We start from the raw sequence: 24,247 nt of genomic DNA, 5'->3' as shown, positions 1-24,247 counted from the left end.
CCATGAGAAGACATTTTATAATGAACAGAGGAGGGTCCTCATGGGGTTTCGAGTGATCAAAACAGCGATTGCCACGCTAATGTCCATTATGGTTGCTAACGCATTGGGGATTCCCAATCCTCAATCGGCAGGGTTATTAGCAATACTGGGCGTGGAGGTGACGCGCAAAAGAAGTCTTAGGACCGTTACAGCTCGATTTTTTGCCTCGCTAGTGGGGCTTCTTTTTGCGTGTGGATTATTTCTACTATTTGGTTTCCATTACTGGGTACTTGCTTTATATGTATTGTTTGGATTTCCGCTGATTGTAAGGTCAAGCTTCAAAGAAGGTATTGTGACGAGTTCAGTCGTAGTGTTCCGTGTGTTTGGTAGTGGAAATGTCTCATTTAATACATTGGTTACACAAATCGAATTACTTGTGATTGGGCTTGGGTCTGCGATGATTGTGAATATGATCTATATGCCTAGAGGCGGAGAACAGATGATGGATATTCGCAAAAAAGTGGACGGGCTGTTCGCGGTTATTTTTAGCCATGTGGGTCGTACGTTACGTGATCCAGAGTACATATGGAATGGAAATGAAATTATTGAAGCGAGTAAAGCTATCCAGAGCGGCGCTATAGCAGCTGATCGAGCGATGGAGAACCAGATGGTTCATCCGGATGAGGCATGGAATATATACTTTTATATGCGGAGAGAACAACTAGATTTGATGATGCTGATGATGCAGCTAATTGCGGATGTATACCAGAAGCTGCCCCAAGCAGATCTAGTGGCTGAGCTATTTGAGCAGTTAAGTGGCGATGTGACTGAAGAGCAATACACTGGGCGTACGGAACTTTTACTAAGTCAATTGGAACAGGATTTCAAAACAATGGATCTTCCGACAACAAGAGAAGAGTTTGAAGTTCGATCCTCGATTCTACAACTATGCCGTGAACTATCCTTGTATCTGAAAATAGCTAAAAAAAATAAAGCCTCTGTACCAGAGCAAGGGAAAGTTAGAGTGTTCTGATGCCAGGAAATAGAAGCCCAAAGAAAGCTGCTGTAGAGGCATGCTTCAGGCTTTTATTCTGCATATTAGGTAGAGGACCTGTCGAGTGACTTAATAGGAAAGGGTATCTGTTCATAAGCAACACATATTATTTCGTAGCCTTTATATGGTTGTCCGATTCCTCTTTATTGGTGAGTAGCTCAGATACTGTGACGAAGGAATATCCTCTTCGTTTAAGCTCTGGTAATATTTTTGCTAAGGCCTCAACGGTTTGTGAACTTTTGTGAACATAATCATGCATAAGAATGATATCGCCATCGTGTACATTCTGAATTACTTTATTAACAATTCTCCCTACCCCGGGGCTGGCCCAATCCTTGGTATCCTGATCCCATGACCATAGGATCATTAATAATTCATTTTGTTTACAAATGTTAACAACGGATTCGTTGTAGCTTCCACCAGGTGGACGATACAGCGTGGCTTTGTGTCCCGTGGCTTTGTAGATAATCTCTTGTGTTCGATCTAACTCTGATTTCATCCCTTTTATGGAGGAGCGACTAAAGGCGGGATGGGAGTAGGAATGATTTCCAATCTCATGTCCTTCCTGTTGTGCTCGCTTTACGATGTCAGGTAGTTTCTCAGCGCGATTACCCACAACAAAGAAAGTGGCCTTTGCTTCATATTGTTTCAGTAAATCAAGAATTTTCGGTGTTTTTATAGAATCAGGTCCATCATCAAAGGTAAGCGCAATTTGCTTATTAGCTGACGGTACTTCCCACACAATCTCTCCGCGTTTCTCATAATACTCTCTTCCTTTACTGACAGTAGAATTGGGCTCAGCAAAAGTAATGTTTATACATATGAAATTTAGAGTGATAAACAGGCAGAATATGTGAGACTTTTTTACTCTATTCATTGTAACCCACCTTTAATATGTTCTAAATAAATAAACTCTATAGTGTCATTAGCAGTTATTGTGCGCGTTTATAACTGCTAATATGCATAAGAGAATCATTCGCAAAGATCTTATTTTTGCCTCACAAAATTTATTTATACCAATATATTCAACATTCGCCCATGTCCTGCATACACTTAATAGTGAATGATTGTATGGAGGAGGTTCAAAGATGTCATTAAGCCGTAAACATCAATGTAGAGAGATTATTACGAAAGCGATCTGCGGCAAAGGTCGTAAGTTCTCTACCGTAACACATACCGTAACTCCACCTCATAACCCGACTAGTATACTAGGTGCTTGGATTATAAATCACCAGTACGAAGCGGTTTCTGCCGGGGACGGAATTGAAGTTATTGGTACTTACGACATCAACATTTGGTATTCCTATGACAAAAACTCTCAAACCGACGTTGCGAAGGAATCAGTACCCTATGTAGATTTTGTACCGCTATCGTATCTAGACCCTAAACACCGGACTTCAACAGTGGAGGTATCTGCTGAGGCATCGCAGGAACCAAGTTGTGTCGAAGCCAGTGTATCTTCAGGAGGGGGCAGTGTCATCATCCGCGTTGAAAGGGAATTCTCAGTTGAATTAGTAGCTGAGACTAAAGTATGCGTTCAGATCTGCACGAATGGCTGTGGAGATTATGAAGACAAAGAATTTGAGTTCGCGGATGATGGAATTGTAGATTACGATGATCTTGACCCCGACACACTGGATGACGACCTGTAATCATCGGGGATTGTAACAAGAAGTATACAGTAGTATATGTAACGAGGGCGGCGGCGTAGAGGGCGTATGCCCTCTTTTTTTATTTTTATTTTTGGGTATAAAGCGTTTTTCACAGACATGATTGTTACAACCTCTAAAAAGGTGGAGATGAAATTGAACCAAGGCGTTCGCCGCTATGAGTCCATGCCCCTTGCTGTTCGTCATGCTTGGCTTATTCGATCAGGTATAGAATCACATCTGTTACCAAGTACAACATTACACGACCAGACTTCATTTCGTCGCAGATATGTTATTCAGATATATTATTTGCGCGTATTTCACATCAGTGTGATTGAAAGTGGGGGTTCAAAAGGGATAAGAAGGACATTGTTTCCGATAGCTAAGGATATAGATGTGCAGAACAAATGGTTGCAGCGGCTACAGAAGGTAGCGATTCGATGTTTGTATACATTAGGCTTAGCCGCGGGTGAGGTTATCCTGTCGGCTTCAGGTGACCGACGCTACGTCCTAGAACAGATCACGCCCGCCTCGAAGTTGACTGATCCCCAATGGGTTAAACAGTATAAGCAACAGGCTGGAGATATGAAGGATGCACTTCAGGCTGAAGAAGTACAAGGTATAGAGCTGATGATGGGGATGGATCCAGAATTTCTGCTGGTAGACCAGAGTGCAGGGAAGATGGTTCCAGCCTCCCAATTCCTTGATCGTGAAGGTGAGGTAGGTTGTGATGCTGTACATATCGAGGGGATGACCTCTTACCCTGTAGCAGAGCTACGCCCGAATCCAAGTATGCAACCAAGAGGCCTATTGGTTGAACTCATGCATGCCATGGCTACCGCTAGCTATTTGATTGAGGATCGTTCGCTCATCTGGCAAGCTGGGGGGATGCCGATTCCTGGGCTGCCCTTAGGAGGTCATTTGCATTTTAGTGGGATTGTGCTGACACCATCACTTCTCCATGTCTTAGATAACTATCTAGCTCTTCCTATAGTGCTACTAGAGGATATATCCTGTTTAAATAGAAGACCTAAGTATGGCTTCCTAGGGGACTTTAGAAGACAACCTCATGGTGGGTTCGAGTATCGCACGCTGCCTAGTTTCCTAGTCTCGCCACTTGTGGCAAAGGGAATCGTATACATGGCTTATTTAATTGTGAGGAATTACAAACAGCTCGTACGACGTCCTTTAAACCGTGAAACGATTCATAAGGCTTATTATGAGGGCAATAGACAAATCTTACAGGATTGTATTCATCCTCTGTTTCAAGATATGATATCTCTTACGGACTATCCACAGTACGCTAAATATATAGATCCCCTTCTAGATCATATGTTACGAGGCAATACATGGGATGAATCAAGGGATATCCGTCCGCTATGGAATGTTCCTGTGCTATAATAAATAACAACTTAAGTACAAATACGGGGGTAAGTCATGGCCAACTATACGCCAATGATTGAGCAATATTTAAATATTAAACAACAAGCTCAAGACGCATTTTTATTTTTTCGTCTAGGGGATTTCTATGAAATGTTTTTTGAAGATGCGGTAGTAGCTTCCAAGGAGTTGGAAATCACCTTAACGGCACGTGCAGGGGGTGGGGAAGATAAGATTCCCATGTGTGGTGTTCCTTATCACGCAGCTGAAGGTTATATCCAGCGTTTAATTGAAAAAGGATACAAAGTCGCAGTCTGCGAACAATTAGAGGAAGCCTCAGCCGCTAAAGGAATGGTGGAACGTGGGATTGTACGCATTATTACGCCAGGTACAGTGATGGAAGGCAAAAATATTGCGGATAAATCCAACAACTACATCGTATGTACAGTGGAGACAGGCGGGATGATGAGTTTAACAGCTTGTGACTTGTCTACGGGGGAACTTTATGTGACTTCTGTACCTTCCTCATTAGAGTGGTTACGTGACGAGATCAATATCTATGAACCTTCCGAGATTATCGGGGACGAGAGCGTATTGGAAAGTATTCGTTCATTGCAGCTTCAGGGGAATCGTCCCGTTGTCTACACGCCTTGGAACAGACGTGATGAGAAGTTAGTACGAAGCCAATTCGGTGAAGCTGTATGGGTGCGACTGGATCAAGAGCGGCAGGTTTGTATCTCTGTACTCTTCTCTTACCTAAGTGAGACTCAGAAGCGTTCCCTTGGACAGCTCACACAGATTTCGCCCTATGAACCGGGGCACTATATGATTCTTGATCCATTTACACGGCGTAATTTAGAGCTAGTAGAGACGGTTAGAGAAAGATCGAAGAAGGGCTCACTCCTGTGGTTGTTAGATCGTACAGAGACATCTATGGGGGCTCGGCTTCTTAGACGTAGAATAGATAAACCTCTCTTACATGTTAGCCGGATAGAGGAACGTCTCGAAGCTGTGGAGTTATTATATAATCAGCTTATTCTAAGAGAAGATTTGCGCGGTTCTCTTGGGAAAATTTATGATTTAGAACGTTTGGTAGGCAGAATAGCTTTTGGGAATGCGAATGGTCGTGATCTTACAGCTCTCAAAGTATCTTTGAGACAAATTCCATCACTTAAAGAACTGTGCGCTTTCTCTTCCTCTCGTACTCTTGGCAAGATCGCCAATGAGATGGATGCTTGTGTTGATTTATGTGATGACATTGATCGAGCCATTGTTGATGAGCCTCCTATATCTGTTCGGGACGGAGGACTTATTAAGCCAGGGTATCATGAGCATTTAGATGAATTACGCGAAGCAAGTATGAATGGTAAGCAATGGATTGCTGAACTTGAAGCTAGAGAAAGAGTAGCTACGGGAATTAAGTCATTGAAGATAGGTTTCAATAAGGTGTTTGGTTATTATATTGAAGTGACTAAATCTCATATTACTTCGTTGCCTGAAGGTAGATATGAGCGCAAGCAGACGTTGGCAAATGCTGAGCGGTATGTAACGCCTGAACTGAAAGAGAAAGAAGGACTTATTCTCGAAGCTCAGGACAAGATGGTAGACCTAGAATATGAGCTCTTTACAGAGCTGAGAGATAAGCTTAATGCTCAAATTCCTCGTCTTCAGAGTCTTGCAGAGAAGGTTGCAGAACTTGATGTGTATCAATCATTAGCTGCAGTGAGCGCAGAACGAGGATTTGTCAAGCCAACGCTTACAGACGATTACAATCTTATCATTGAAGGTGGCCGCCACCCGGTTGTAGAAGCGGTTATGAAAGATTCTTCTTTTATATCTAATGCGACCGAATTGTCTCGTGAATCTGCAAATATTCTGCTAATTACTGGACCCAATATGGCTGGTAAGAGTACGTATATGCGTCAAGTAGCCTTGATCGCGATTATTGCACAGATCGGTTGCTTCGTACCGGCATCTTTTGCCAATATGCCGATGATTGACCGCATATTTACGCGGATTGGCGCAGCCGATGACTTAATTGGTGGACAGAGTACATTTATGGTTGAGATGGCTGATATTCAAGTGATGACTGAGAAAGCGACACCACGAAGCTTGATCATTATCGATGAGCTTGGACGCGGTACATCCACGAGCGAGGGAATGGCCATCGCTCAAGCTGTCATTGAGTATGTACATGATAGCATCGGCTGTAAAGCACTTGTCTCGACTCACTTTCATGAGTTATCACATATGGAGGAAGGGCTGAGTGGGCTCCGTAATTACTCGATGTCTGTACAGGAAAGTGGTGATAAGGTCCATTTTCTACGGAAGTTAATTCCTGGAGCGGCAGGTAGCAGTTATGGTATATATTGCGCACGTCTGGCAGGCTTGCCAGGGTCTATTATTGATCGTGCTAATACGCTATTAAATCACTTAGAACAAGCAACTTCACAGGTTGCGGTTGGAGTGGAGGATAAGGCTCTAGCGGGTTCTAGCTCAGAGCAGAAGGAGAACCAAGGCTCTGAGATCCCTACGATGAAATTAGGGAATTTGGTCAGCGGTGAAGAGGGTAATTCACAAGTTCAAGAGCGGGTTGATACTTATCTTCAGGAGACCCTTAGCACAGCCCAGGATGTCGTGCAACTTTCTATTTTTGGTGAGGAAGACTTGAAAGTGAGTAAGAAAGCTAATCCAGCTATAGCGCCTATGAATCGATCCGTAGCTGACATTATTGAGTCTGTCAAAAATGTTGATCTTATGAACATGACACCTCTACAAGCGATGCAGATTCTGCATGAACTGAGTGTGAAGGCCAAGGGCCTATAAGTGTTAACATGAGTTCAGATGTAATCATGGTGAAAGAAGGGGAATCGGCATGGCCAAAATTCATATATTGGACGAGCATGTTGCCAATCAGATTGCTGCAGGTGAGGTAGTTGAACGGCCAGCTTCTGTTGTGAAAGAATTGGTGGAGAATGCAATCGATGCAGGAAGCGCCAAGATTGTGATCACAGTAGAGGAGGGTGGGCTTCAGACCATCCGAGTAACGGACAATGGGTCAGGTATAGACCCAGAAGACTGTGAGACCGCCTTTTACCGTCATGCGACAAGTAAGATTATGCATGGGCGAGATCTTTTCCACATTACAAGTCTCGGGTTCCGAGGAGAAGCGCTGGCAAGTATCGCGGCTGTGTCAAAGGTCGAACTAATCACTTCTAACAGTGATAATGGATTGGGAAGTAGGCTTGTTATAGAAGGTGGAAAGTTAATTGTAAAAGAGGATACAGCTTCTTCACGGGGGACCGATTTTGTCGTCAAGGAACTATTCTATAACACACCTGCAAGGTTGAAATATATGAAGACCATCCAGACAGAATTAGGACATATTTCGGATTATATATATCGGATAGCACTCTCGCATCCTGAGATTGGCTTGACGCTTAAACATAATGATAATACGTTATTACAGACGGTAGGCAATGGTGACTTATTACAGGTCATTGCTGCGATTTATGGGACACAGGCCGCTAAGGCGATGCTCCCCATTCAAGCAGAAGACATGGATTTCAGTATCCAAGGGTTTATTAGCCGTCCAGAATGGACACGCTCCAATCGTAACGGAATTTCAACCATTGTGAATGGACGTTACATTCGAAATAATGGGTTGAATCATGCGATCTTGAGAGCTTATCATACGTTATTACCTATCAATCGATACCCAATGGGTATTCTATCTTTGAACATGCACCCATCCTTAGTTGATGTTAACGTTCATCCTGCGAAATTGGAGGTTCGGTTCAGTAAGGAAGCAGAACTGTATCCTTTTATAGAGCAATCGGTACATGCTGTCTTACGACAAGAGGTACTTATTCCACAGCCTGTGAAGACCAATATAGGAAATAGTAACTCATCTTTTATACAAGAACAGTTCGGATTTTCCAAAGCACCCTCCGTCACGGACCCTTCTGATTCTAATAACCCAGAAGTTAGGGATAAGAATAAGATGGAACACAACGCGTTCAATCCATTTCAGCAGTCACAAGATGGGGTTAAACTTCGGTCTGATGGAAATGATGCTGTACGTGAAGCAAGCGCCCAAAGCTACTATGCCAAAGGAACTACGAATGGAGTTCCTAATTATCGGAATTCACAATCTGTGAATCCCGCGCTCACTCAGGAGTTATTTGCGCAAGCAACAGGTGGAACAAGCGAAATTCCGCCCTTTCCTGAAATGACACTTATTGGACAGCATCATGGTACGTATTTGATTGCTCAGAATGATAAGGGGCTTTACTTAATTGATCAACATGCGGCTCATGAGCGGATTAATTATGAGTTCTATTACGAACAATTTGGACAACCCGCAGATGCTTCGCAGGAGCTTTTATTACCGATTACGTTAGAATTTACACCTTCTGAAAGCGAGCAACTGAAATCGAAGCTGAATTGGTTCGAACAAGTGGGGGTGTATCTGGAACATTTTGGGGGGCAAACCTTCCGCGTGCGCTCACACCCGTATTGGTTCCCAAAAGGGGATGAACAAGCTATTATTGAGGAAATGGCGGAATGGGTTCTTAGTGAACGTATCATCGATCTTGCCAAATTAAGAGAGAAATCCTCTGTGTTGTGCTCTTGTAAAGCTTCAATTAAAGCAAATCAGAAGCTTACGAACCTTGAATCAGATACACTGCTCGAACGTCTTGCTACATGTAAGCAACCGTACACATGTCCGCATGGCCGGCCGATTGTAATTTCTTTTACCACTTATGATTTAGAAAAATTATTTAAGCGTGTCATGTAGCCATTTTGAGCTGAAATTAAGGCTCAGTGAGTGTGAGATAAATATGGAATAACGTCAGGAGAATGGAATGATTATAACAACAGGAAGTGCGGATTCAGACGCTTTGGTTACCCGCGCTAAGGCATTATCTGCACTTACAGGGTTCACATATGTACCCCGGTGTAAAACTTCTCTGAACAAACTTGTTCAAGCTCATAATGATTCCGTTGTTCTTGTGGTGCTTGAGAATGGAGCGCGCTTGGTTAGACCTGGGTTCCCACCCATGGAGTATCACCCAAGTATGGGATTCGTTCGTGCCAAAAGAGTGCTCAAAGGCGAACCTGATCCGATGCTTGAAGTAGCCGGAATGGTAGAGGGAGATACGGTGCTAGACTGTACAGCGGGCCTCGGTAGTGATGCTCTTGTATTCGCTGTAAAGGGTGGTACGGACGGGAAAGTCATTGCGGTCGAGAGTTCTGAACATTTAGCAGTGTTACTTACAGAAGGGCTCAATCATTATGTGACAGCGGTTGTCAAAGTAAACGAAGCGATGCGCAGAATTGAGGTAAGGCTAGGGCATCACCTTGATATTTTACAACAAATGGCGGACAATAGTGTGGATATTGTGTACTTTGATCCGATGTTTCGAGAGCCTATAATGGATTCCGCTGCGATTAATCCATTGCGGAAATTTGCTAATAGTGATGCGCTCAGTCTTGCAGTCATTGAGGAAGCAAAGAGGGTAGCCCGCAAATCAATTCTGCTTAAAGAGAAATGGGGCAGTCCTGAATTTGCACGATTAGGCTTTACTATGCAGGAACATGGCCAATCAAAAATCGCGTATGGAGTGATATTCCTTGACAACAGAGACTAAACCACGTTTACTTGTGCTCGTTGGACCTACAGCAGTTGGTAAAACTAAGATGAGCATTGAAATTGCTAAACGTTATGGATGTGAAATTATTTCAGGAGATTCTATGCAGGTATATCGGCAGATGGATATTGGGACAGCCAAAATCTCCGAACATGAAATGGACGGAATTCCACATCATTTGATCGATATCCATGATCCTGATGAACCTTATTCAGTCGCTGAATTTCAGGAACAGTGCCGCCGCTTAATAAGCGAGATCCATGCTAGGGGAAAGCTTCCTTTTATCGTAGGCGGAACGGGATTGTATATTGAGTCTGTATGCTACGGATTTCAGTTCACAGAAGTGGGTGCGGACGAGGATTTCAGACGAGAACAGTTTGCCTTCGCAGATACTCACGGTGCTGAGGAACTGCATGATCGCTTGAAGTTGGTAGATCCGGTCAGTGCTAAGAGACTCCATGCAAATGATCAACGACGAGTTGTTCGTGCGCTAGAAATATTTCATCTCACAGGTACGACTCTTTCGGCTCAAATGGCAACTCAGAGTAAGGAGTCTCCCTATCAATTATGCCTCATGGGTTTGACAATGGATAGGCAAATGCTATATAAACGTATTGAAGGCCGCATCGATCAGATGTTACAGCAGGGTTTGGTTGAGGAGGTATCCTCATTGCTGCATAAAGGCTACGGGTCAGGTCTAATCTCTATGCAGGGGTTAGGGTATAAAGAAATAATATCGTATCTACAAGGAGAGATGAATCTTGAGGATACGATAACGCTATTGAAGCGGGATACGCGAAGGTTTGCCAAACGACAGCTATCCTGGTTTCGCCACATGAACGAGATTTCGTGGGTAGATGTTACAGAACCTGCAAACTTTTCTACGAGTTTCGAACAGATCCGTGGTATAATAGCAGGAAAGTTTATATCAGATATTGAATATATATCTAAACAATCTAATTGAATCATTGGGGGTACAATTCATGAACAAATCCATCAACATCCAAGATACATTCTTGAACCAACTGCGGAAAGAAAACATCCCTGTTACCATATTTCTGGTCAACGGTTTCCAAATCAGGGGAACGATTAAAGCATTCGACAATTTCACGGTTGTTGTGGATAGTGAAGGCCGCCAACAAATGCTGTTTAAGCATGCAATTTCAACCATAACCCCACAGCGTAATGTTTCGCTGATGCAGGAATCCCAGACTGAGGGATAATGAAAAGATAATTTAAGCAATGAAACTTTTTCGGTATTATTTCGTTTAAGAGAATAGGTAGCAGACATGAGCAACCTGTAAAGGTTGTTCTTTTCATTAAAAGGACTAGGTAATAAAGAGGATTTAGGAGGTTTACAATGGATAAGAAACAAACCCCAAGGGGAAGGGTAACGACAACGACAACTACAAAGAGAGAAGTGCCCAAACCGAAGAAAAAGAAAAGAATTACAAAAAAACGTGTCTTTTGGACTATGTTTTTTACGGTAGCCTTTGCTATCTTTTGTGCCTTAGGTGGATATTTATACATTACGATAGCTGGTCAGAAGCTGTTAGCTAACAATGAGGATAAATTGACAGTTCATGAGAATTCGAAAGTCTATGATCGTAATGGTAAACTGATGGGTGAACTTTCAATCCAACAAAGCGATCCTGTTGATGGAGACGAAATTCCTAAGCTGCTGAAAGATGCCTTCGTTGCTACGGAAGATAAGCGCTTCTATGAACACAGTGGGGTCGATATTTGGTCGATCGGACGTGCTGCGGTTAAGGACGTTATCGCAAGATCTGCAGTTGAGGGTGGTAGTACCATTACGCAGCAATTGGCCAAGAATGTGTTCTTAACTAGAGACAAAACCTTTTTCCGTAAAGCCACTGAAGTGTCTATTGCCATGGCGCTTGAGCGAGATAAAACAAAAGATGAAATTATTACGTTGTATCTCAACCGGATTAATTTCGGAGGACAAATCTATGGAATCAAGGCAGCCTCTGAATATTATTTTGGTAAAAGTGATCTGAATAAGCTGGAAGTGTGGCAAATGGCTACATTAGCAGCCATGCCGAAGGGACCAACTAAATATAATCCGCTTCGCAATCCAGATCTATCTATGCAGCGTCGTTCCGTTGTTCTTCAATTGATGGAAGAGCAAGGATATATTACGAGCAAAGAAAGAAACGTAGCCAAAACTGTGGTTTATGATTATACTCCACCAGCCAAGAAGCAGAAGTATCTAGCTTTTATGGATTATGTCATGAGTGAAGCGGAGAATGTAAGTGGGCTATCACAAGATGATCTGAATATCGGTGGATACAAAATTTATACGACGATGGATGCTAATGCACAATTAGTCGTGGAGAAGGAATTCGCTGATGCTAGTAATTTTGAAGAGAGTGTAGATGATCAGCAAGTTCAAGGCTCCATGATGATCATGAATAATGATAATGGTGCGGTAATTGCATTACTTGGTGGGCGTGACTATGAACGTAAGGGTTATAGTCGTGTAACGGATAGTCGTCGTCAACCGGGTTCATCTCTTAAGCCGATTGTGTCATATGCTCCTGCACTCGAATCGGGTAGCGTTACAATCGATACACCTTTGAGTAATAGAGAGCAGTGTTTCGCAAATTATTGTCCCCGTAATCTACATGGTTACTCGAATACAATAAGTATGGCTGATGCGATCCAGAAATCGGAGAACATCCCTGCCGTGTGGCTGCTGAACGAAATTGGTGTAAGTACAGGATTTAAGTTTGCGCAAAAGTTAGGTATCAACATGGAGGATGAGGACAAGAATCTATCATTAGCGCTCGGTGGAATGAGTACAGGGACGAATACGTTGGAAATGACCCAAGCGTATAGTGCGTTTGCTAATGGTGGAGTTCTTAATCCGGCTTACTCCATTAAGAGTATTATCGATAGTGATGAAAAGGCAGTATATGAGCATAAAGATAAAGGAACACAAGTCATGAGTGATAATACCGCTTATCAAATGACACAAATGTTGCAGAATGTCGTCAATAGTGGTACGGGAACAAAGGCTAAAATTAATAGGCCCGTTGCAGGTAAAACAGGTACAACACAAAGTGGAATCACTGGTAATAGTTCGAATCGTGATGTATGGTTCGTAGGTTATACCCCTGAGCTCACTGCGGCGGTATGGATGGGTTATGACAAACCAGATAAAGATCATATGCTTAAGAAGAGTAGCTCGCTTGCTGCTGGATTCTGGGGCAAGGTCATGGAGCAGGCCGTCCAAGGATTCGATGCCAAAAGTTTCCCAGTACCCAAAGAGGTGCAGCAAGCTGAGCCAGAACAAGAACCAGTAACTGAGCCAGAACCTGTGGCAAGTGTAAGTGGCTTAATTGCATCTTATAATCCAGAGACTCAGATTGTATCCTTATCATGGAATGCATCACAAGAAGAGAATGTGCAGTATCGTGTATATCGTAAAGAATCTTCAGAAGGTAGTTATTCGGTGATTACCGACTCAGCCACTTCATCTGAGGCGGAAGATTTCAATGCCTTAGAAGGTCTTACTTACGAGTATTATGTGACAGCAATTCAACCTGATAGTGGTGTTGAATCAGAACAATCTAATACCGTTCAGGTTATGATCGAAGTGACGGATATTTTTGAAGACCCAATTGATGAAACAGAACCGATAGAACCTCCTATTGATGAGAATAATGGGAATGGTAACGGAAGTGGTAACGGTAATATAGATAATGGAAATCATAACGGTAATGGAAACGGTAATAAAGGTAATGGAAACAATAACGGTAATGGTAATGGTAATGGTAATGGTAGTGATAGTGGTAGTGGTGATGGTGTAGAAGTTACTCCTCCTGGGGGCGACACAGGTAGTGATACTGGCGCAGAAGTTACACCGCCAGATAACACTCAGACTGAGCCAGAAACACCAACAGACGGTATATCAGTTGACGGATCTCAACAGGGTACACCTGATGGAGGGGCGGACTCTGGAACGGTAAATCCATAACGATGACGGATAAAGCTCCCATGTGGGGGCTTTATCCATTTATAATGGACGGATTGTCACGATAAGTAAGGGGCATGACAATCCGGCTATACATAATTTTTTAAACTTTTTGAGTGTGATTCCTAAATGTGTTAAGCTAGCTGTAGCTACCATACTGGAGAGGGTATTTTCCATGAAACGTAAATTTGGAGATCGCGCGAACTGGCGTCGTATTTCACGCCGGCGTTTTACTTGTCGATATGTAGAGTCCGAGAGGTTCACGGGTTATATTACGTTGTATACGATTTATAACCTAAAAGAACCACTATGGAAAACTTATGGGAATCATACGTATCGTATTGCAGACAAAGGGTATTCTTGGTTACAGTACTTCCCTAAGAACTGCCATTATATCGTCACTGCTATGTTTGATGAACGACAAGAAATTATTCAATGGTATATTGATACTTGCAAAGTTCAAGGTGTAACCGATCAGGGGGTACCTTGGTTCGATGATTTGTATTTGGATGTGGTGGTATTAAAGAATGGGGAAGTCTTCCTACTGGATGAAGATGAATTAGATGATGCTTTAAGACGAAGCGACATAACGCTAGAGGATTATAATCTTGCTACGTTAACCGCTGAGCATTTATTACACGAGATTGAAGCACAACAATTTCCCTACTTCATGATGTCGCTTGAACACCGTAAACATTTGTTTGAAAATGGTGAATTCAGGAGGAGAATATGATTTTTTCCTTAAATAAGGGTCGTCATACAATCAAAAAAATATTCTGCATCATTCTATCTATCTGTCTAGTGGTTCTACTATGGCTTGGATATGTTGTTTGGCAAATTAATCGGACGACTAGCTCGGATATCAACCCACCCGTAGATGTTGCTATTATTCTGGGTGCTGCTCTATGGGGGGATGTTCCGAGTCCAGGTCTTCGTGAAAGGCTAGAAGAAGGATTACGGTTATATCACGAAGGTAAATTTAAGAACTTTATTGTAACTGGAGGATTGGATCGTCCAGACATGAGATATACAGAGGCACAAGGGATGACTCAGTATTTACTGGATCATGGAGTTCCCGAAGAGGCAATTATTCTAGAGAATGAAGCGACAGATACTTGGGAAAATTTATTGTTCAGCCAGCAGCTTATGGATAAGCAGGGTTGGACGTCTGCCGTGATCATTACACATACATACCATGGGATGCGTTCCTTAGAGATAGCAAAGTATTTACAATATGATGAACCGAAACTTGGGCTTGCAGAATCGAAGGTGCTACAGATGTCTGTTCACAAAACAAGAGAGGCCCTAGCCTTCACGAAATGGAAGATGAATGAATTATTAATGATTATTGGATTTAAATCGGATGAAACTGTTAATAACGTTCCATGAAGTAGAATACATTGAATAGAGATGTCATCCCAGTAGATAATGAGGTGATGGATGCATGAACGGGCGTGTCGCGGCCGCAAATGGCCAGCCTGAAGGCAGGCCATCCAGGCAAATTAATGTGATTTTGCGGAGTCAAGAGGCCCCCGTACTAAACAATGTAGTGCCTGATATAGAGCCTGTAAAGGTGAATAAGAAACAGACTGAGCAGGGGCTATACCAGGAAATTCAACGAGAACTCGATCAATTGATTGGGCTGGATAACATTAAAGAACTAGTTCACGAAATCTATGCGTTACTTCAGGTGGCGCATTTACGTTCAGAAGCTGGACTGGCAAGTGGTGGCCATGTGTATCACATGATCTTTAAAGGTAATCCGGGGACAGGTAAGACGACGGTAGCGCGTATCATCGCTAAGCTTTTTCAAAAAATGGGTGTACTCAGTAAGGGACATCTTATTGAGGTAGAACGGGCTGACCTAGTGGGTGAGTATATTGGGCATACAGCACAGAAGACTAGGGAACTCGTCAAAAAGGCGATGGGTGGAATTCTATTTATTGATGAAGCCTACAGTCTTGCTAGAGGTGGTGAGAAGGATTTCGGTAAAGAGGCTATTGATACTTTAGTGAAATCTATGGAAGACCATAAGAATCAGTTTATTCTTATACTAGCGGGCTACTCTGAAGAAATGGAATTCTTCTTACAGACTAACCCCGGACTCCCTTCTCGATTCCCTATCCAGGTTGACTTCTCCGATTACACAGTGGATCAACTGATTCAAATTTCTGAAGGAATGGCTAAAGAAAGAGACTATATTCTTATGCCACAGGCGATACTTAAGATGAAGCAACACATTCTGTTGGAGAAGAATGAAAGCTTGCATGCATTCAGTAATGGAAGATATATTCGCAACATGATTGAAAAGTCGATAAGAAACCATGCCGTGCGGCTCTTGAATCAATACGTGAATAGTCAACCAGGTAAGATTGAGCTCATGACACTCCGAACAGAAGATTTCAAATTGGATTCGAGGCAGGGAATATAGTGAAAGGCATGCCATTTCGAACAACAAGTAGATAAAGGGGCCATTTATTCATGATTAACTCCACACATGACACAGAGACAGATATGAAGGACCGGGCGGTTCTAGTAAGTCTAGTAACGGATGAGGTAAAGAGAAAAGGGATTGATCCCGAATATTCACTCCATGAACTTGTCCAACTAGCAGAAACCGCAGGTGTTGAGGTGCTAGATTCACTTAGGCAGAATCTTCAAAAGCCTGACCCTAAATGGTTTATTGGTAAAGGGAAGGTTGAGGAACTTCGACTAGTGATGGAAGCTACCAATGCGACTACTGCCATCTTTGATCATGAACTTTCAGGTGCTCAGGTTAGACATCTAGAGGAAAGCTTAGATGTGAAAATTATTGACCGTACGCAACTCATTCTAGATATATTTGCACAGAGAGCTAAAACACGCGAAGGAATCATTCAAGTGGAATTAGCACAGTTAACCTATCTCTTGCCCCGCCTTTCAGGACAAAGTCAGAATCTTTCTCGGCTCGGTGGTGGGATAGGGACTCGTGGACCTGGGGAAAGTAAACTGGAGATGGATCGACGCCATATCAGGGACAGAGTCAATGATCTGAAGCAACAATTGGATGAAATTACAAAACACCGAAAATTATATCGTGAACGCAGACAGAAGAGTGGCGTTACGCAGGTGGCTCTTGTGGGATATACAAATGCTGGTAAATCCACTTTGTTGAATCAACTGACAGATGCAGATGTATATATTCAAGATCAGTTGTTTGCGACACTTGATCCTACCTCTCGTGTATTAGAATTACCGAGTGGTAAAGAAGTGGTATTGACGGATACAGTAGGATTCATTCAGAATTTACCACACGATTTGATAGCTGCATTCCGCGCAACTCTGGAAGAAGTGAACGAAGCTGATCTGATTCTACATGTGGTGGATTCTTCTTCAGAGATGAGAGAAGACCAAATGAAAGTGGTACAGTCGATCTTACAGGATCTTGGAGTAGCGGCTAAGCCTCAGATTGTCCTGTATAACAAGAAGGATATGTGCAATCCGGAACAGTTACAGATGCTGGGTTCGGGTGACGGTTATTTAAAAATAAGTGCGTTCGACGAAGCAGATCTGTTATCGATCCGTGAAGCTGTACAGACGACACTGACTGGAGATACAATCACTTTCCGTATTCCTGCCGATCGTGGAGACTTAACCTCTTTATTGTATCGTGTAGGAGATGTCATAGAGCAGGAGTTTGATGAGAGCGATCTACTTTATAAGGTTTTACTACACAAAGCAGATTACGTAAAACATGAATACATGCTTAAAGAATTCATTGAATTGTAAGTTAGATGTTATTTAATGGCAAGTTTGGACATTATATAAGACAATTCATGTTAGATTGATGACAGCAGGGGAGAGAATTAAAAAACGATGGCACGGTTCAGTGAAGAATTGGAACAATGTATGAATGAAGTGGAGGAACAAATTGAAGGTCCGCTTAAAGTAATAGATAAGATAGTAGATCACAATCAGTGGAAGGTCATTGATGCTTTTCAACAACATCAAGTAAGTGATTATCATTTTGCTGCTTCTACAGGCTATGCATATAATGATCGCGGACGTGAAGTGTTAGATTTAGTCTATGCAGATGTATTCGGTGCGGAAGCTGCTTTAGTTCGCCCTCATTTTGCCTCTGGTACGCACACAATATCTACGGCGTTATTTGGAGTTCTACGTCCAGGGGATGAACTGTTCTACATTACGGGGCGCCCCTATGACACACTGCATAAAGTCATCGGAAATGTAGGCGATGGGAATGGTTCACTGCTTGACTTTGGGATAACCTACCAAGAAGCTGCATTGAAAGAAGATGGAGGCGTGGACTGGGACGCTGTTGAGCTTGGAATAACATCAGCTACCAAAGTGATTGGGATCCAGCGATCGAGAGGATACGATTGGCGTTCGTCTTTTACAGTGGAACAGATTGGAGAAATGGTTCGCCGCATTAGGTCAATCAAACCAGAGATTATTATATTCGTAGATAATTGTTACGGTGAATTTACCGAAGAAGTTGAACCAACAGAAGTAGGCGTAGATCTTATGGCAGGTTCCTTAATTAAAAATCCTGGTGGAGGAATCGCTGAGACAGGCGGTTATATATGTGGGAAGAAGGAGTACGTAGAGCTCGCTTCTTATCGCTTAACTGCACCGGGGATTGGTGGGGAAGTAGGAGCAATGCTAGGAACAACCCGTGGAATTTATCAGGGGTTGTTTCTGGCTCCAATGATCGTTGGACAAGCCATAAAGGGGAGCGTGTTTGCCTCGGCAATGTTTGCTAGGTTTGGCTTCGATACCAAGCCGGCATGGGATGAGAAACGTACGGATTTGATCCAAGCGATATCTTTTGCCGGGCCAGAACACCTTATCGCATTTGTGCAAGGGATTCAGCGGGCTGCTGCGGTAGATAGTCATGTTGTACCTGAACCTTGGGATATGCCGGGATATGAGCATCCTGTCATCATGGCCGCGGGTACCTTTATTCAAGGGGGGAGTTTAGAATTATCCGCTGATGCGCCGATTCGTGAGCCTTATATTGGATACATGCAAGGTGGATTAACGTACTCCCATGTGAAATATGGTGTACTTAAAGCGATACAGATCATGCAAGACAGAAAATTATTGTGAGTTTATCTAACATACCATTGACATCACATATCATGAAATGTACAATGATAGATATTAGATCATTGGAAGGTTGATGAGTCATGGGTGACGATATTCGTAGAAATATGGCCTTATTCCCAATTGGTATTGTTATGAAGTTAACAGACTTATCTGCTAGGCAGATTCGTTATTACGAACAACACAGTTTGATTGTACCTGCTAGAACAGCAGGGAATCAGCGATTGTTCTCATTTAATGATGTTGAACGGTTGCTTGAGATTAAAGCACTGATTGAGAAGGGTGTTAACATTGCTGGCATTAAGCAGGTAATGAATCCTGTCTCGAGAGAATCAGAAGAAGCTACTGTTATTACTCCAGATACTGAGGTTAAACGTAGAGAATTATCTGATTCACAACTCCACCGTTTACTGAAACAGCAGCTAGTCATTGGTAAGAGACCGGGTCAAGTGTCATTAATTCAAGGCGAATTGTCCCGGTTTTTTAATAAATAAGCAATTCATATAACAATGAATACAGAACCGAAAGGGAGAGGGTATAAGTGAGTTATACAAAAGAGGATATTCTTCGTCTCGCCAAGGAAGAGAATGTGCGTTTTATACGTTTGCAGTTTACTGATCTACTCGGAACGATCAAGAATGTTGAGATCCCTGTCAGTCAATTAAAAAAGGCAGTCGATAATAAGATGATGTTTGATGGCTCTTCTATTGAAGGGTACGTACGGATTGAAGAATCAGATATGTATTTGTATCCGGATCTTGATACTTGGGTTGTTTTCCCTTGGGTAACAGAAAGTCGCGTTGCACGTTTGATTTGTGATATCTATATGCCAGACGGTACTCCTTTTGCTGGTGACCCACGTGGTATCCTGAAACGTAATCTTAAGGAAGCAGAAGAGATGGGCTATACATCCATGCAAGTTGGACCAGAGCCTGAATTCTTCTTGTTCAAAACAGATGAAAAAGGGAATCCTACAACTGAATTAAACGATCATGGTGGTTATTTCGACCTTGCACCTATGGATCTTGGTGAAAACTGTCGTCGTGAAATCGTGCTTACTCTTGAAGAGATGGGCTTTGAAGTTGAAGCTTCTCACCATGAGGTTGCCCCAGGTCAACATGAAATTGACTTTAAATACGAAGATGCAATTAAAGCAGCAGATCAGATCCAAACGTTCAAGCTAGTCGTGAAGACGATAGCGCGCGAACACGGATTGCATGCAACGTTTATGCCTAAGCCTCTCTATGGTGTGAATGGATCAGGTATGCACTGCCACCAATCTTTATTCAAGGGTGATGAGAATGTATTCTATGAAGAGAGCGATGAGCTTGGCCTAAGTCAGACAGCTCGTCATTATATGGCAGGTCTTCTGAAGCACGCTCGTGCTTTTGCAGCTATTACAAATCCAACAGTAAACTCATATAAGCGTCTTGTACCTGGTTATGAAGCACCATGTTATGTAGCGTGGTCTGGTAGTAACCGTAGTCCGATGATTCGTATTCCTTCATCTCGTGGACTCAGTACACGCGTAGAAGTACGAAATCCAGATCCAGCGGCTAATCCATATCTAGCTCTTGCAGTGATGCTGAAAGCAGGATTAGACGGAATCAAGCGCGAAATGAAACTACCTGCTCCAATCGACCGTAACATTTATGTGATGTCGGAAGAAGAGCGGATTGAAGAAGGCATTCCTAGCTTGCCATCAGATTTGAAGGAAGCATTGAATGAACTTATTCGTAGCCAAGTTATTACAGAGTCATTAGGAGATCATGCACTAGCATACTTCTATGAATTGAAAGAAATTGAGTGGGATATGTTCCGCACACAAGTTCACGCGTGGGAACGCGATCAATATATGACGTTGTACTAGGAAGTTCAAACCCTTGACGCTCTAAGCGTTGAGGGTTTTTTTTGTTTGGGGAGGCTAATATGCTCGGGGAGATTCATTGTTGACTCTCTGTTCTTTTATTCTATTATGTTCGAAATGTCCAATCATATATTAATAGACCACATATATTAAAGTGAACCTACTATACTGGTTAATATTTGAAAGGTAGTGATTGCAGTGGCTATTGAATTTTTAGATTCACGTACCTCCGAGTTCAGTAACATTAACACGGGAGTAACAATACTTTCGTCAACACCAACGCTGCTTTTGGGGGATATTGGTTTACAGGTCGCTGCTGTCTTGGGAACACCAAATGCTGCAGATGTTCGTGTGGAATTGTGGGGAACGATTGGAGTTGCTGGGGTTGCTGCGAATGAAGTCACGATTATCATTGAAAGAGGAGGGACGGGTGTGAGCGGTTCTGGAGTGCTGATATATACTGCAACCGTGGATTTATATACTGGTAACAATTTACTTTCTTTTCATGCGGCTGATTTTCATCCGACTGTACCTCTATCAGGTGAACTTCGTTATTCTATGTATGCCTTTGACTCCGGACCAGGTCCTGATATCACAATTACCGGACCTGTTGCTTTTAGTGGAATTGCTCAAGCGGGACCGGCATAACATTGTTAGATTGATAAATTTAGGGAGCTTCTGGTATAACCATGAAGCTCTCTCTTATTTTTTTTTGAGTGTGGATAAATGTAAATTGAATGGGGGTACACATGCTTGAATAACTATGACTAACCCAATATGCCAGTGAAGTACTTAGGGAAAATCGTTGAGATCATGTATATGGACCAATCAGGAAAGATCACGCAGCGGCGCATTGAAGTGAAAAGTATTCGTGATGGATTACTTAGAGCTACCTGCCTAATGACTGGATCGCCACGCATGTTTCTCATTGATAATATATTGGCTTGGAAGGCTCCGAGAACAGCTGTGGAGGAGGCGTATAATAATGCTGGCTGATACAGAACGAAAGCTATTAAGAGTGCTATATAACTATGTAAGACAACATAATGTGATACCAACCATGGGCGATTTGGAACGACTGATGGGTAGGAATAAGAAAGGCCTAGAGGAAAGCTTGATGACATTGGAGAATCTGAATTACATCTATTGGGAAAATAAAGCATCGCTTGCTTCCATTCAGATCATACAGGGATGGGAGAGAGGGGAAAGTAAAACTGTCGTTTCTTCAGCATCGAAGGAGAGCATTAACTATTGGATGGAATTTTAACAGACACTGAATTAGATGTGGGACGAGAACAATAAAAAAACCATCCCTAAGTACAGGACAGCCTCAACTCTACATTTAAGTGTTAATTTGTATGAATCCAATCAGATGGATGGACAGTACCGGCGATTTTACCTTGCTTAGTCACTATAATGGAGTCGTTTCGAGCGTAGTAAGGACGAAGAGCAAGGAGGTCGAGTAACGTCTCAATCGTGCACTGGATGTCAATGATTAGGGGGTTGCGATTCATGAGCTTAGTTACGGATTCTCTGTAGAACATGTCCATCCCGAACCGACCTGTTAATTTTAGGAAGAATTTATCACAATGGATTAATCCAAGGGGCATATTATTGTGATTGGAGACGACGATACATTCAGATTCGGGATACGCATAAACAATAGCCAATGTTTCCTTACAATTCTGAGACGTAAATACGGTAGGGGATTGGTGAACAAGTTCAGTGAGTTGGATACGTTTCACAGAGGTACATCCGAACGACCAGTCGGGTTCTTTGAGTTGCTGATTTTTAACCATAGCTACCACGATGGATTACCCTTTCACATTTAACTGATTACCTTTCTAGTGTAGTTCCAGAATGTTAGCTAGGATGATTGAAAGGATTAACCTAGTGTAAAAGTTATGAATTAATGGTGGTTGTAACGACTAAATTGTGAGTGGAAGGACATGCTCCTTTCAAATCACATATATCGAACAATATATGCTAGAATATAGTGCTCAGTTTGTATGAACATCATCAAATCTATTTTCTATCAAAAAGAAACGGATACACGCCATCTGAATGGCAAGTATCCGTTTCTTTTTAAATAACAAAATAGAAATCAATGAATGTCGCGGAAAAGTCCAATGACTTTACCCAATATTGTAACATGGTTCAAACGCAAGGGTTCATATGTTGGGTTCTCCGGTTGAAGTCTAATGTGGTCCTTCTCTTTATAGAAGGTTTTGACCGTAGCTTCATCATCTTCCGTCATAGCTACAACAATATCTCCGTTATCAGCTGTCTGTTGCTGGCGTACGATAACAAAGTCACCGTTATGTATACCGGCTTCTATCATACTATCGCCCATGACAGACAACATGAATACTTTGTCTTCACCTACAAAATGTTGAGGTAGAGGAAAATAATCTTCTATATTCTCTGTGGCTGTAATTGGAACGCCAGCAGTAACTTTACCGACCATAGGCACGCGGGATACGGTATGAGTGAAAAGATGACTATTATCTGATTCTTCATGTCCTAATATTTCAATAGCACGTGGCTTGGTAGGATCTCTTCTAATGAGGCCCTTCTTCTCTAATCGATCCAGATGTCCATGGACCGTTGAACTAGAAGCCAGTCCGACCGCTTCACCGATTTCCCGCACAGATGGCGGATATCCCTTAGAGCGTACTTCACTACGTATAAATTCTAATATGGCCAGTTGCCGGCTAGATACCTTCGACATAATACTCTCACCCTTCTAGTGACTTTAGCAAAATTATAACATAGAACTTCCGTTCGTACAAACGTAGGTTCTAATAAAAAGGGAACAATTGTTCTAAAATGGGTTGAATAAAACAAGTGTTCGTGTTATATTGATTTTATTAAGAGAACAAACGTTTGGGAGATGGTCAATGATGATGAAATATAGTACATACCGTAGTATTTATGATACAAATAAGGATATACAGACATATGTGTGGAGAGATCGAATGAGAGATACCATATCTCAACCCTTACTTCTGAAGTTATTACTAGTTATGTTACTTCTTATTATAGGGTGTACCGGTGCGGTTAGCGCCTTCTCAGGGAAATCTGATCAGTCTATTATGATGAAGAATATTATTATACAACCGGGTGATACCCTCTGGAAGATTGCAGTATCTGAGAAACCTGATTATTTAGATACGCGTGTGTATATTAAGGAAATGAAAGAGATAAATGGATTGTCCCAAAGCGGAATTAGAGCAGGTGAAGTGTTATCGCTGCCTCAATACTAAGGTAAACGAAAGAGCTTGGAAAGGAGGAATCCTTGACAAGCTCTTTTGATCATGGCAAAGTTAGGAATGAATTCATTAATGGAGGAGATTTCATGGATATAGACAGCTTGATACAACGGATTAATGAGCTTGCTAAGAAGTATAAATCTACAGGATTAACAGAAGAAGAGACACAAGAACGTGCGAGTCTTCGTGAAACTTATCTTCAGAATGTTCGTAACAATTTCCGGAATCAATTAGATACAATTGAATTCACTGACGACTTACCTAAATCAGGCGGAAATAGAAAATAGAA

At 42.3% G+C, this 24,247-nt stretch carries 24 protein-coding genes; 21 read left to right on the top strand and 3 right to left on the bottom strand.

Annotated elements, in window-relative coordinates; all coding sequences use genetic code 11:
* The first annotated feature begins 40 nt into the window (after nt 1–40).
* Nucleotides 41–1,012: an aromatic acid exporter family protein gene (locus J2T13_RS10015; RefSeq protein ID WP_429370772.1), complete on the top strand. Its 972-nt coding sequence runs from the start codon at nt 41–43 to the stop codon at nt 1,010–1,012.
* 127 nt (nt 1,013–1,139) lie between these two features.
* Here the strand turns inward: J2T13_RS10015 and J2T13_RS10010 are convergent, their stop codons facing one another.
* Complete coding sequence (locus J2T13_RS10010; protein ID WP_429370770.1) at nt 1,140–1,910, bottom strand: polysaccharide deacetylase family protein; 771 nt, start codon at nt 1,908–1,910, stop codon at nt 1,140–1,142.
* Between the two features lie 211 nt (nt 1,911–2,121).
* Between J2T13_RS10010 and J2T13_RS10005 the strand changes: the two genes are divergently transcribed.
* The 18 genes from J2T13_RS10005 to J2T13_RS09920 all read left to right on the top strand — a co-directional run bounded on the left by J2T13_RS10005 (nt 2,122) and on the right by J2T13_RS09920 (nt 21,953).
* A complete protein-coding gene (locus J2T13_RS10005) occupies nt 2,122–2,685 on the top strand; it encodes an outer spore coat protein CotE (RefSeq protein WP_429370768.1) in 564 nt (187 codons plus the stop codon).
* A gap of 147 nt (nt 2,686–2,832) precedes the next feature.
* Entirely contained in the window at nt 2,833–4,083 is a 1,251-nt protein-coding gene (locus tag J2T13_RS10000; protein ID WP_429370767.1) for a putative amidoligase domain-containing protein, read from the top strand.
* 36 nt (nt 4,084–4,119) lie between these two features.
* Nucleotides 4,120–6,888: a DNA mismatch repair protein MutS gene (gene mutS, locus J2T13_RS09995; RefSeq protein WP_429370765.1), complete on the top strand. Its 2,769-nt coding sequence runs from the start codon at nt 4,120–4,122 to the stop codon at nt 6,886–6,888.
* A gap of 49 nt (nt 6,889–6,937) precedes the next feature.
* On the top strand, nt 6,938–8,863 hold the full coding sequence (mutL, locus tag J2T13_RS09990) for a DNA mismatch repair endonuclease MutL (protein ID WP_429370763.1): 1,926 nt from the start codon (nt 6,938–6,940) through the stop codon (nt 8,861–8,863).
* A 67-nt stretch (nt 8,864–8,930) separates the two neighbouring features.
* A complete protein-coding gene (locus tag J2T13_RS09985) occupies nt 8,931–9,716 on the top strand; it encodes a class I SAM-dependent methyltransferase (RefSeq protein ID WP_429370761.1) in 786 nt (261 codons plus the stop codon).
* Nucleotides 9,700–10,680, top strand: coding sequence for a tRNA (adenosine(37)-N6)-dimethylallyltransferase MiaA (gene miaA, locus J2T13_RS09980; protein WP_429370759.1), 981 nt, complete (start codon nt 9,700–9,702; stop codon nt 10,678–10,680). The genes J2T13_RS09985 and miaA overlap by 17 nt, the downstream gene beginning before the upstream one ends.
* Nucleotides 10,681–10,699: 19 nt before the next feature.
* A complete protein-coding gene (gene hfq, locus J2T13_RS09975) occupies nt 10,700–10,939 on the top strand; it encodes an RNA chaperone Hfq (protein WP_044876706.1) in 240 nt (79 codons plus the stop codon).
* Between the two features lie 137 nt (nt 10,940–11,076).
* The gene (locus tag J2T13_RS09970; RefSeq protein ID WP_429370757.1) at nt 11,077–13,716 is read left to right on the top strand and encodes a PBP1A family penicillin-binding protein; all 2,640 of its coding nucleotides are present in this window, start codon (nt 11,077–11,079) and stop codon (nt 13,714–13,716) included.
* A gap of 172 nt (nt 13,717–13,888) precedes the next feature.
* Nucleotides 13,889–14,446: a DUF402 domain-containing protein gene (locus tag J2T13_RS09965; RefSeq protein WP_429370755.1), complete on the top strand. Its 558-nt coding sequence runs from the start codon at nt 13,889–13,891 to the stop codon at nt 14,444–14,446.
* Nucleotides 14,443–15,102, top strand: a complete 660-nt coding sequence (locus tag J2T13_RS09960; protein WP_429370753.1) for a YdcF family protein — start codon at nt 14,443–14,445, stop codon at nt 15,100–15,102. Before J2T13_RS09965 ends, J2T13_RS09960 begins: the two co-directional genes overlap by 4 nt.
* 55 nt (nt 15,103–15,157) lie before the next feature.
* Nucleotides 15,158–16,144, top strand: coding sequence for an AAA family ATPase (locus J2T13_RS09955; protein ID WP_429370751.1), 987 nt, complete (start codon nt 15,158–15,160; stop codon nt 16,142–16,144).
* Nucleotides 16,145–16,194: 50 nt separating this feature from the next.
* Complete coding sequence (gene hflX, locus J2T13_RS09950) at nt 16,195–17,481, top strand: GTPase HflX (protein ID WP_429370749.1); 1,287 nt, start codon at nt 16,195–16,197, stop codon at nt 17,479–17,481.
* Nucleotides 17,482–17,568: 87 nt separating this feature from the next.
* Nucleotides 17,569–18,822, top strand: a complete 1,254-nt coding sequence (locus J2T13_RS09945; RefSeq protein ID WP_429370747.1) for an aminotransferase class I/II-fold pyridoxal phosphate-dependent enzyme — start codon at nt 17,569–17,571, stop codon at nt 18,820–18,822.
* 80 nt (nt 18,823–18,902) lie between these two features.
* Nucleotides 18,903–19,313 (top strand): MerR family transcriptional regulator, encoded by a 411-nt coding sequence (locus J2T13_RS09940; RefSeq protein WP_429370745.1) that lies wholly within the window; start codon nt 18,903–18,905, stop codon nt 19,311–19,313.
* 47 nt (nt 19,314–19,360) lie between these two features.
* Nucleotides 19,361–20,689, top strand: a complete 1,329-nt coding sequence (gene glnA, locus J2T13_RS09935) for a type I glutamate--ammonia ligase (RefSeq protein WP_429370743.1) — start codon at nt 19,361–19,363, stop codon at nt 20,687–20,689.
* 195 nt (nt 20,690–20,884) lie between these two features.
* Nucleotides 20,885–21,334 (top strand): hypothetical protein, encoded by a 450-nt coding sequence (locus tag J2T13_RS09930; protein ID WP_429370742.1) that lies wholly within the window; start codon nt 20,885–20,887, stop codon nt 21,332–21,334.
* A gap of 129 nt (nt 21,335–21,463) precedes the next feature.
* Nucleotides 21,464–21,682, top strand: coding sequence for a hypothetical protein (locus tag J2T13_RS09925; protein WP_429370740.1), 219 nt, complete (start codon nt 21,464–21,466; stop codon nt 21,680–21,682).
* Entirely contained in the window at nt 21,672–21,953 is a 282-nt protein-coding gene (locus J2T13_RS09920; RefSeq protein ID WP_429370738.1) for a hypothetical protein, read from the top strand. The genes J2T13_RS09925 and J2T13_RS09920 overlap by 11 nt, the downstream gene beginning before the upstream one ends.
* Nucleotides 21,954–22,035: 82 nt before the next feature.
* On the opposite strand, the gene J2T13_RS09915 is transcribed toward J2T13_RS09920, so the two are convergent.
* Complete coding sequence (locus tag J2T13_RS09915) at nt 22,036–22,494, bottom strand: hypothetical protein (protein ID WP_429370736.1); 459 nt, start codon at nt 22,492–22,494, stop codon at nt 22,036–22,038.
* Between the two features lie 296 nt (nt 22,495–22,790).
* A complete protein-coding gene (gene lexA / locus J2T13_RS09910) occupies nt 22,791–23,417 on the bottom strand; it encodes a transcriptional repressor LexA (RefSeq protein ID WP_429370734.1) in 627 nt (208 codons plus the stop codon).
* Nucleotides 23,418–23,586: 169 nt separating this feature from the next.
* Between lexA and J2T13_RS09905 the strand changes: the two genes are divergently transcribed.
* On the top strand, nt 23,587–23,952 hold the full coding sequence (locus J2T13_RS09905; RefSeq protein WP_429370732.1) for a LysM peptidoglycan-binding domain-containing protein: 366 nt from the start codon (nt 23,587–23,589) through the stop codon (nt 23,950–23,952).
* A 92-nt stretch (nt 23,953–24,044) separates the two neighbouring features.
* Complete coding sequence (locus tag J2T13_RS09900) at nt 24,045–24,245, top strand: DUF896 domain-containing protein (protein WP_429370843.1); 201 nt, start codon at nt 24,045–24,047, stop codon at nt 24,243–24,245.
* Nucleotides 24,246–24,247 lie beyond the last annotated feature (2 nt).

The organism is Paenibacillus sp. DS2015 (genome assembly GCF_050433705.1).
GTDB lineage: Bacteria > Bacillota > Bacilli > Paenibacillales > Paenibacillaceae > Paenibacillus_AQ.
This window is presented reverse-complemented; position numbering and strand designations above follow the sequence as displayed.

What these genes read in the sequence shown, in the direction of transcription:
- hflX (WP_429370749.1), top strand. Translation starts at nt 16,195, where the DNA reads ATGATTAACTCCACACATGACACAGAGACAGATATGAAGGACCGGGCG.
- J2T13_RS09960 (WP_429370753.1), top strand. Translation starts at nt 14,443, where the DNA reads ATGATTTTTTCCTTAAATAAGGGTCGTCATACAATCAAAAAAATATTC.
- J2T13_RS09925 (WP_429370740.1), top strand. Translation starts at nt 21,464, where the DNA reads ATGCCAGTGAAGTACTTAGGGAAAATCGTTGAGATCATGTATATGGAC.
- J2T13_RS09955 (WP_429370751.1), top strand. Translation starts at nt 15,158, where the DNA reads ATGAACGGGCGTGTCGCGGCCGCAAATGGCCAGCCTGAAGGCAGGCCA.
- J2T13_RS09970 (WP_429370757.1), top strand. Translation starts at nt 11,077, where the DNA reads ATGGATAAGAAACAAACCCCAAGGGGAAGGGTAACGACAACGACAACT.
- J2T13_RS09945 (WP_429370747.1), top strand. Translation starts at nt 17,569, where the DNA reads ATGGCACGGTTCAGTGAAGAATTGGAACAATGTATGAATGAAGTGGAG.
- J2T13_RS09940 (WP_429370745.1), top strand. Translation starts at nt 18,903, where the DNA reads ATGGGTGACGATATTCGTAGAAATATGGCCTTATTCCCAATTGGTATT.
- J2T13_RS10010 (WP_429370770.1), bottom strand. Translation starts at nt 1,910, where the DNA reads ATGAATAGAGTAAAAAAGTCTCACATATTCTGCCTGTTTATCACTCTA.
- mutL (WP_429370763.1), top strand. Translation starts at nt 6,938, where the DNA reads ATGGCCAAAATTCATATATTGGACGAGCATGTTGCCAATCAGATTGCT.
- J2T13_RS09965 (WP_429370755.1), top strand. Translation starts at nt 13,889, where the DNA reads ATGAAACGTAAATTTGGAGATCGCGCGAACTGGCGTCGTATTTCACGC.
- lexA (WP_429370734.1), bottom strand. Translation starts at nt 23,417, where the DNA reads ATGTCGAAGGTATCTAGCCGGCAACTGGCCATATTAGAATTTATACGT.
- J2T13_RS09985 (WP_429370761.1), top strand. Translation starts at nt 8,931, where the DNA reads ATGATTATAACAACAGGAAGTGCGGATTCAGACGCTTTGGTTACCCGC.
- J2T13_RS09920 (WP_429370738.1), top strand. Translation starts at nt 21,672, where the DNA reads ATGCTGGCTGATACAGAACGAAAGCTATTAAGAGTGCTATATAACTAT.
- J2T13_RS10005 (WP_429370768.1), top strand. Translation starts at nt 2,122, where the DNA reads ATGTCATTAAGCCGTAAACATCAATGTAGAGAGATTATTACGAAAGCG.
- hfq (WP_044876706.1), top strand. Translation starts at nt 10,700, where the DNA reads ATGAACAAATCCATCAACATCCAAGATACATTCTTGAACCAACTGCGG.
- J2T13_RS09905 (WP_429370732.1), top strand. Translation starts at nt 23,587, where the DNA reads ATGATGATGAAATATAGTACATACCGTAGTATTTATGATACAAATAAG.
- J2T13_RS10015 (WP_429370772.1), top strand. Translation starts at nt 41, where the DNA reads ATGGGGTTTCGAGTGATCAAAACAGCGATTGCCACGCTAATGTCCATT.
- mutS (WP_429370765.1), top strand. Translation starts at nt 4,120, where the DNA reads ATGGCCAACTATACGCCAATGATTGAGCAATATTTAAATATTAAACAA.
- J2T13_RS10000 (WP_429370767.1), top strand. Translation starts at nt 2,833, where the DNA reads ATGAAATTGAACCAAGGCGTTCGCCGCTATGAGTCCATGCCCCTTGCT.
- J2T13_RS09900 (WP_429370843.1), top strand. Translation starts at nt 24,045, where the DNA reads ATGGATATAGACAGCTTGATACAACGGATTAATGAGCTTGCTAAGAAG.